The 5,630-nt window shown below is 70.5% G+C and carries 7 protein-coding genes; 2 read left to right on the plus strand and 5 right to left on the minus strand.

Features of this window, described 5'->3' with window-relative positions:
* Positions 1-108: 108 nt before the first annotated feature.
* The 3 genes from P409_RS24960 to gpmI all read right to left on the minus strand — a co-directional run bounded on the left by P409_RS24960 (position 109) and on the right by gpmI (position 3,781).
* Positions 109-597 carry an RNA pyrophosphohydrolase gene (locus tag P409_RS24960; protein WP_034844895.1) on the minus strand — a complete coding sequence of 163 codons (489 nt, stop codon included), beginning with the start codon at positions 595-597 and terminating at the stop codon, positions 109-111.
* A 10-nt stretch (positions 598-607) separates the two neighbouring features.
* Positions 608-2,044, minus strand: coding sequence for a S41 family peptidase (locus P409_RS24965; protein ID WP_034844897.1), 1,437 nt, complete (start codon positions 2,042-2,044; stop codon positions 608-610).
* Positions 2,045-2,233: 189 nt separating this feature from the next.
* Positions 2,234-3,781, minus strand: a complete 1,548-nt coding sequence (gene gpmI, locus P409_RS24970) for a 2,3-bisphosphoglycerate-independent phosphoglycerate mutase (protein ID WP_034844898.1) — start codon at positions 3,779-3,781, stop codon at positions 2,234-2,236.
* Between the two features lie 70 nt (positions 3,782-3,851).
* Here gpmI and P409_RS24975 point away from each other — a divergent pair, with 70 nt between their 5' ends.
* Entirely contained in the window at positions 3,852-4,280 is a 429-nt protein-coding gene (locus P409_RS24975) for a hypothetical protein (protein ID WP_034844899.1), read from the plus strand.
* 26 nt (positions 4,281-4,306) lie between these two features.
* Positions 4,307-4,747, plus strand: coding sequence for a hypothetical protein (locus tag P409_RS24980; protein WP_034844901.1), 441 nt, complete (start codon positions 4,307-4,309; stop codon positions 4,745-4,747).
* Between the two features lie 17 nt (positions 4,748-4,764).
* Here the strand turns inward: P409_RS24980 and P409_RS24985 are convergent, their stop codons facing one another.
* Both P409_RS24985 and P409_RS24990 read right to left on the minus strand, forming a co-directional pair.
* Positions 4,765-5,175, minus strand: coding sequence for a DUF2306 domain-containing protein (locus tag P409_RS24985; protein WP_034844903.1), 411 nt, complete (start codon positions 5,173-5,175; stop codon positions 4,765-4,767).
* 227 nt (positions 5,176-5,402) lie between these two features.
* Positions 5,403-5,630: 23S rRNA (pseudouridine(1915)-N(3))-methyltransferase RlmH (locus tag P409_RS24990; RefSeq protein ID WP_034844905.1), on the minus strand; the 228-nt coding region annotated here is incomplete at its 5' end.

Genomic DNA, 5,630 nt, shown 5'->3' on the forward strand with positions numbered 1-5,630 from the left:
GCTCTAGAAAGGGATGGCTTCGGCTATTCTGAAAAGGTCTCGCTTGCGGGAGAGGCAACGCGTGATCGCCTTCGGAATCGGGCCTGATTCAACCGTACTTATCCACCCCTAGCCCCGCCCCAGCAGCTCGCTGAACGCGGCCAGCACCGTGGCGTAGACGTCGCGCTTGAACGGCACGATCTCGGCCAGCACCCGGTCCGGCGCCGACCAGCGCCAGGCGTCGAATTCGGGATGCTCGGTCTCGATGTCGATGTCGCCATCCGTGCCCAGGAAGCGCAGCGCCACCCAGCGCTGCTCCTGGCCGCGGTAGCGGCCGCCCCAGACCTTGCCGACCAGGTGGTCCGGCAGGTCGTAGCGCACGGTCTCCGGCGCTTCGGCCAGGAACTCGGCCCGGTCGGTGCCGATCTCCTCCTTCAGCTCGCGGAAGGCGGCCTGCCGCGCCGTCTCGCCGGGGTCGATGCCGCCCTGCGGCATCTGCCAGCCATCCGGCGTGTCGCGGCGCCGCGCCACGAAGACGCGGCCGTCGCGGTCCAGCAGCATGATGCCGACGCAGGGCCGGTACGGCAGGCCCTCCTTCGGCGTGTCGGTCGTCGCCATGGCGCGGCGGTCAGCCCGCCTGCCCCTTCTGGAACAGCGACAGGCCGCGCAGCAGGTCGAGCGCGCGCGACAGCTGGTAGTCGACATCCGCCGGCTTGTTGGCGTCGGCCGCGCCGTCGGAGGGCGGGGACGCCGCCTTGTCCTGGCCCGGAGTGGCCGGCTTGTCGGTCTGCGAGGAGCCGCCGGGCGCCGGCGTCGGGGCGGCCGGGGCCTTCCCGTCGGCGCCGTCCTGGCCCGGCAGGTTCTGCTTGTTGTCGTTGTTCAAGGCACCCTTCAGGTCGGCCTCGCGGTAGCCGCGCATCTGCGCGATCTCCTCGATCCGGGCCTGCTGCACCTCAATGTCCGGGGTGATGCCCAGCTGCTGGATCGAGCGGCCGGACGGGGTGTAGTAGCGTGCCGTGGTCAACCGCATCGCGCCATGGCCGGGCAGCGGGATGATGGTCTGGACCGAGCCCTTGCCGAAGCTCTGCGTGCCCATCAGCACGGCGCGGTGGTGGTCCTGCAGCGCGCCGGCCACAATCTCCGACGCCGAGGCGGAGCCGCCATTGATCAGCACCACCAGCGGCAGGCCGTCGGCCAGGTCGCCCGGGGTGGCGTTGTAGCGCTGCGCCTGGTCGGCCTTGCGCGACCGGGTCGACACGATTTCGCCCTTGTCGATGAAGGCGTCGGCCACAGCGATGGCCTGGTCCAGGAGGCCGCCCGGGTCGTTGCGCAGGTCCAGCACATAGCCCTGCAGCTTGTCGCCGAGCTTCTTCTTGATGTCGGCGATGCCGCGCTTCAGCCCGTCCTCGGTGCGCTCGGTGAAGCTGGTGATGCGGATGTAGCCGATGTTGCCCTCGGTCCGCCAGCGCACCGATTCCACCGGGATGGTGGCGCGCGCCAGGTTGAGGTCGAACGGTTCCTGGTCGCCGCGGCGGATGGTGATGGTCAGGTTGCTGCCCACCGGGCCGCGCATCTTGTCCACCGCCTCGTTGAGGCTCATGTTGACGATCGGCTTGCCGTCGATGGCGATGATCAGGTCGCCGGCCTGGACCCCGGCCTTGGCGGCGGGCGTGTCGTCGATCGGCGACACCACCTTCACCACCCCGTTCTCCATCGTCACCTCGATGCCGAGGCCGCCGAAGCTGCCGCGGGTCTGGGACTGCATGTCCTGGAACTCGTCGGAGTTCAGGAAGTTGGAGTGCGGGTCCAGCGAGGTCAGCATGCCGTTGATCGCGGCCTCGACCAGCTGCTTGTCGCTGACCGGCTCGACATACTCCGCGCGCACCCGCTCGAACACCTCGCCGAACAGGTCGAGCTGCTTGTAGGTGTCGGTGGAGTCACTGCTTGTCGCGGCCTTGTCAGGAGCCTTGTCCTGCGCCCAGCCCTGGAAGGTCAGGGTATGTCCGCCGACGAAAGCCAGGCCCATCAAGGCGCCGATGGCGACGGCGTTCAGGTGCTTCTTCATGCTTGCCCTCGCTGGCGGCCGGGCCGCCAGGCGCTCGAGTCAATCGGCCGACCGGCCGTCTCCGGAACCGGAGGGGCGGCTGGCCAGGGTGGACGCCACTTGATGATATCTGCCGGGTTTCGGCGGGATCAAGTTACCTGACGTCCATCTTTGCGGTTTCACGTCAGCTTGGCACTACGATCGCGGCATTCAAGCGGCGTCGATGAGGCTTCGCCCGGTCATCTCCTCCGGCTGGGCCAGGCCCATCAGCTGCAGCAGGGTCGGCGCCACGTCGGCCAGCCTGCCATCATGCAGGGCGCGGCGGGGCGCCGGCGCGTTGACCAGGATCACCGGCACCTTGTTCAGCGTGTGCGCCGTGTGCGGGCCGCCGGTCGCGGGGTCGCGCATCAGCTCGGCATTGCCGTGGTCGGCGGTGACGATCATGGCGCCGCCCTGGCGCCGCACCGCGGCCTCGACCTTGCCCAGGCAGGCATCGACCGTGGCGCAGGCCTTGATCGCCGCGTCCAGGATGCCGGTGTGGCCGACCATGTCCGGATTGGCGAAGTTCACCACCACCAGGTCGTATTTGCCGCCGTCGATCGCCGCCACCAGCTTGTCGCACAGCTCCGGCGCCGACATCTCCGGCTGCAGGTCGTAGGTCGCGACCTTGGGGGAGGCGACCAGGATCCGGTCCTCGCCGGGAAACTGCCGCTCCTCGCCGCCATTGAAGAAGAAGGTGACGTGCGGGTACTTCTCGGTCTCGGCGGCGCGCAGCTGGGCGCGGCCCGCCTCGGCCACCACCTCGCCCAGGCCCTTGTCGATCGATTTCGGCGGGAAGATCGCCGACATCAGGCCGTTCAGCAGGTCGGAATACTCGACCATGCCGCAGGCATCGGCGAAGCGGATGGGCTGGCGCCGGAAGCCGTCGAAGCCCGGGTCCAGCAGCGCCTGCAGGATCTCGCGCACCCGGTCGGCGCGGAAATTGGCGCACAGAACGCCGTCGCCGTCCTTCATGCCGGCATAGCCGCCGATCACGCTGGGCAGGATGAACTCGTCGCCGGTGTCGGCCTGGTAGGCGGCCTCAATGGCGGCGACCGGGTCCGGCGCGGCCTCACCCCTGGCCTCGGCCACGGCGCGGTAGGCCTTCTCGACGCGCTCCCAGCGCTTGTCGCGGTCCATGGCGTAGTAGCGGCCGTCGACCGTGGCGACGCGGGCGTTCGGCAGCCCGTCGATGTCCTTGAGGAAGCGGCGGAGGTAGTCGGCGCCGGCACGGGGCGGGGTGTCGCGCCCGTCGGTGTAGGCGTGGACGGCGACCGGCACGCCGGCCTCGGCGACGATCTTCGCCAGCGCCGCGATCTGGTCCTGATGGGCGTGCACGCCGCCGGGCGACAGCAGCCCCATCAGGTGGCAGGTGCCGCCGGACGCCTTGAGGGCGTCGATGTGCCGGCGCAGCGCCTTGGCCTTGGCCAGCGAGCCGTCGGCGATGGCGTTGAAGATCATCTGCAGGTCCTGGAACACCACCCGGCCGGCGCCGAGATTCATGTGCCCGACCTCGGAATTGCCGATCTGGCCATGCGGCAGGCCGACGGCCTCCTCGCTGGCCTGCAGGAAGGCGTGCGGCTCTTCCGCCCACAGCCGGTCGAAAATCGGCGTGTCGGCCAGGCGCACGGCGTTGTCCGCCTCCTCCTCGCGCCAGCCCCAGCCGTCGAGGACGCAGAGGACGACGGGACGGGGTGGGGTCGCTGCTGCAGCGCTCATCGCTTGGCCTTTCGCTTGCAATCGCCCTTCATGTATCGGTTGCTGCGGCCAACGCAAGGGGGGCACCGACATGGGCGATAGAACGGCACGGATCCGCGGCGGCTGGCCTCTGGCGGTCCTGCTCCTGGCCGGCCCGCTGCTCGCCGGCTGTGCCGGCCCCGTGGTCGGCGCCGCCTATGACGCCAAGGACCCGGTCGACCGCTGGCAGGCGGCGCTGCGGGCCAATTCCGCCCGCTATGTCTGCGGCGCGCCGCTGGCCGAGGGGCGCGAGGCCAGGCTCGCCGACGCCCTGGTCGAGGCCCAGCACCAGGCGGAGACGGCGCTGGCGCTACGCGCGGACACGGCGGTGACCGACCCGGAGGTGCTGGGCGACATCGCATCCCGCCGCACGCTGCAGGAGCGGGTGGTGCGCGATGCGGTCGCAGAGCGCGGCTGCTCCGATCCGCAGATCATGGATCTGATCGGCCTGGCCGAACGTTTGTCCGCCGGGCAGGCGTGACCTGCCGGAGAGTTGACGGAGGAAGCATGCGCTTCACGCGCTTCGGAGCGGCTGCGGTGGTCGCGGTCCTCGCCCTCGGGGGCTGCAACGAGCAGGGCTATATCGATCCCGGATATCCCGGCCCGGCATCGGTGCCGCAGCAGGCGGGCTATGCCGGCGACGCGCTGCAGCGCTACGACGCCATGGTCCGGGCCGAAAGCGCGGCGCGGTCGTGCCGGGTGCGGCTCGACCCGCAGCAGGAGCAGCGCTTTGCGGCGGTGCTGCAGCAGGCGGAATCCGACGCGGCCGGGCAACTGGCCAGCAGCTCCGGCGCCCCCGGAAGCCAGGACGCGGTGTGGCAGGAGCTCGGCGCCCGGCGCGCGGCCAATGAGCGGGACGCCGCGACCGTGGCCCGCCAGCGCGGCTGCCGCTCCGGCACGGTGGAGGAGCTGATCGGCGCCTACCGCAACTTCGCGGCCATGGGGTGATCGCGTAGCCGCCGGTCCTAGGGCCCGAACACGACCCGGAACATGATGCGTCCGGGCACGGCGAAGGCCACGACCAGCGGGATGCCGAGGGCGAGCCAGGCGATCGCCCGCATGGCCCGGCGGTGGCGCTCGACGTCATGCCGTCGGGCCGCGGCCACCGCCTGCCCGACCCGGACGAGCGTGAACGCGGCCAGAAGGTGCAGCCAGCTCACCGGCCCGACATGCGGCGGGATCGGCCGGTCCAGGATGAAGAAGGCGCTGACGCAGGCGCCGACGATCGCCGCGACCCAGATCCAGCCCAGCAGGCGATGGCGGGGCGTCCCCTTCGGTCCGATCAGCTGGACCGGCGCCAGGATGACGGCGACGCAGACCGCGGCGACATGCAGCTGAATCGCCAGCGGGGCGTCCAGCAGCGGCGCGAACGACATAACCCGTCCCCCCGGTGTCATGCCCAGGCTCGACCCGGGCATCGGGGAATGTCGGCATTCTCAGGGTGGGCGGGTCAAGCCCGCTGCGTTTCGGTTGAACTCAAACCTTGTTGTCATTGCCGGGCTTGACCCGGCAATCCAGGGGCCGCCGGGAGCGGCTCTGAAAGCCCCTGGATCCTCGGGTCAAGCCCGAGGATGACAATAAAACAGAATGGGCACGACCTGCCTCACGCCCGGTGATACGGATGCCCGCTCAGGATGGTCTGGGCGCGGTAGAGTTGCTCGGCCAGCATCGTACGGGCCAGCATGTGCGGCCAGGTCAGGCGGCCGAAGGACAGCAGCAGCTCGGCCCGGCCGCGCACCGACTCGTCATGGCCATCGGCGCCGCCGATCAGGAAGGCGGCCTCGGCCCGGCCCTCGTCGCGCCAGCGGCCCAGCAGCTTGGCGAAGCCGGC

The organism is Inquilinus limosus MP06 (assembly GCF_000767795.1).
In the GTDB taxonomy this organism is placed as follows: domain Bacteria; phylum Pseudomonadota; class Alphaproteobacteria; order DSM-16000; family Inquilinaceae; genus Inquilinus; species Inquilinus limosus_E.

What these genes read in the sequence shown, in the direction of transcription:
- P409_RS24980 (WP_034844901.1), top strand. Translation starts at nt 4,307, where the DNA reads ATGCGCTTCACGCGCTTCGGAGCGGCTGCGGTGGTCGCGGTCCTCGCC.
- P409_RS24960 (WP_034844895.1), bottom strand. Translation starts at nt 597, where the DNA reads ATGGCGACGACCGACACGCCGAAGGAGGGCCTGCCGTACCGGCCCTGC.
- P409_RS24985 (WP_034844903.1), bottom strand. Translation starts at nt 5,175, where the DNA reads ATGTCGTTCGCGCCGCTGCTGGACGCCCCGCTGGCGATTCAGCTGCAT.
- gpmI (WP_034844898.1), bottom strand. Translation starts at nt 3,781, where the DNA reads ATGAGCGCTGCAGCAGCGACCCCACCCCGTCCCGTCGTCCTCTGCGTC.
- P409_RS24975 (WP_034844899.1), top strand. Translation starts at nt 3,852, where the DNA reads ATGGGCGATAGAACGGCACGGATCCGCGGCGGCTGGCCTCTGGCGGTC.
- P409_RS24965 (WP_034844897.1), bottom strand. Translation starts at nt 2,044, where the DNA reads ATGAAGAAGCACCTGAACGCCGTCGCCATCGGCGCCTTGATGGGCCTG.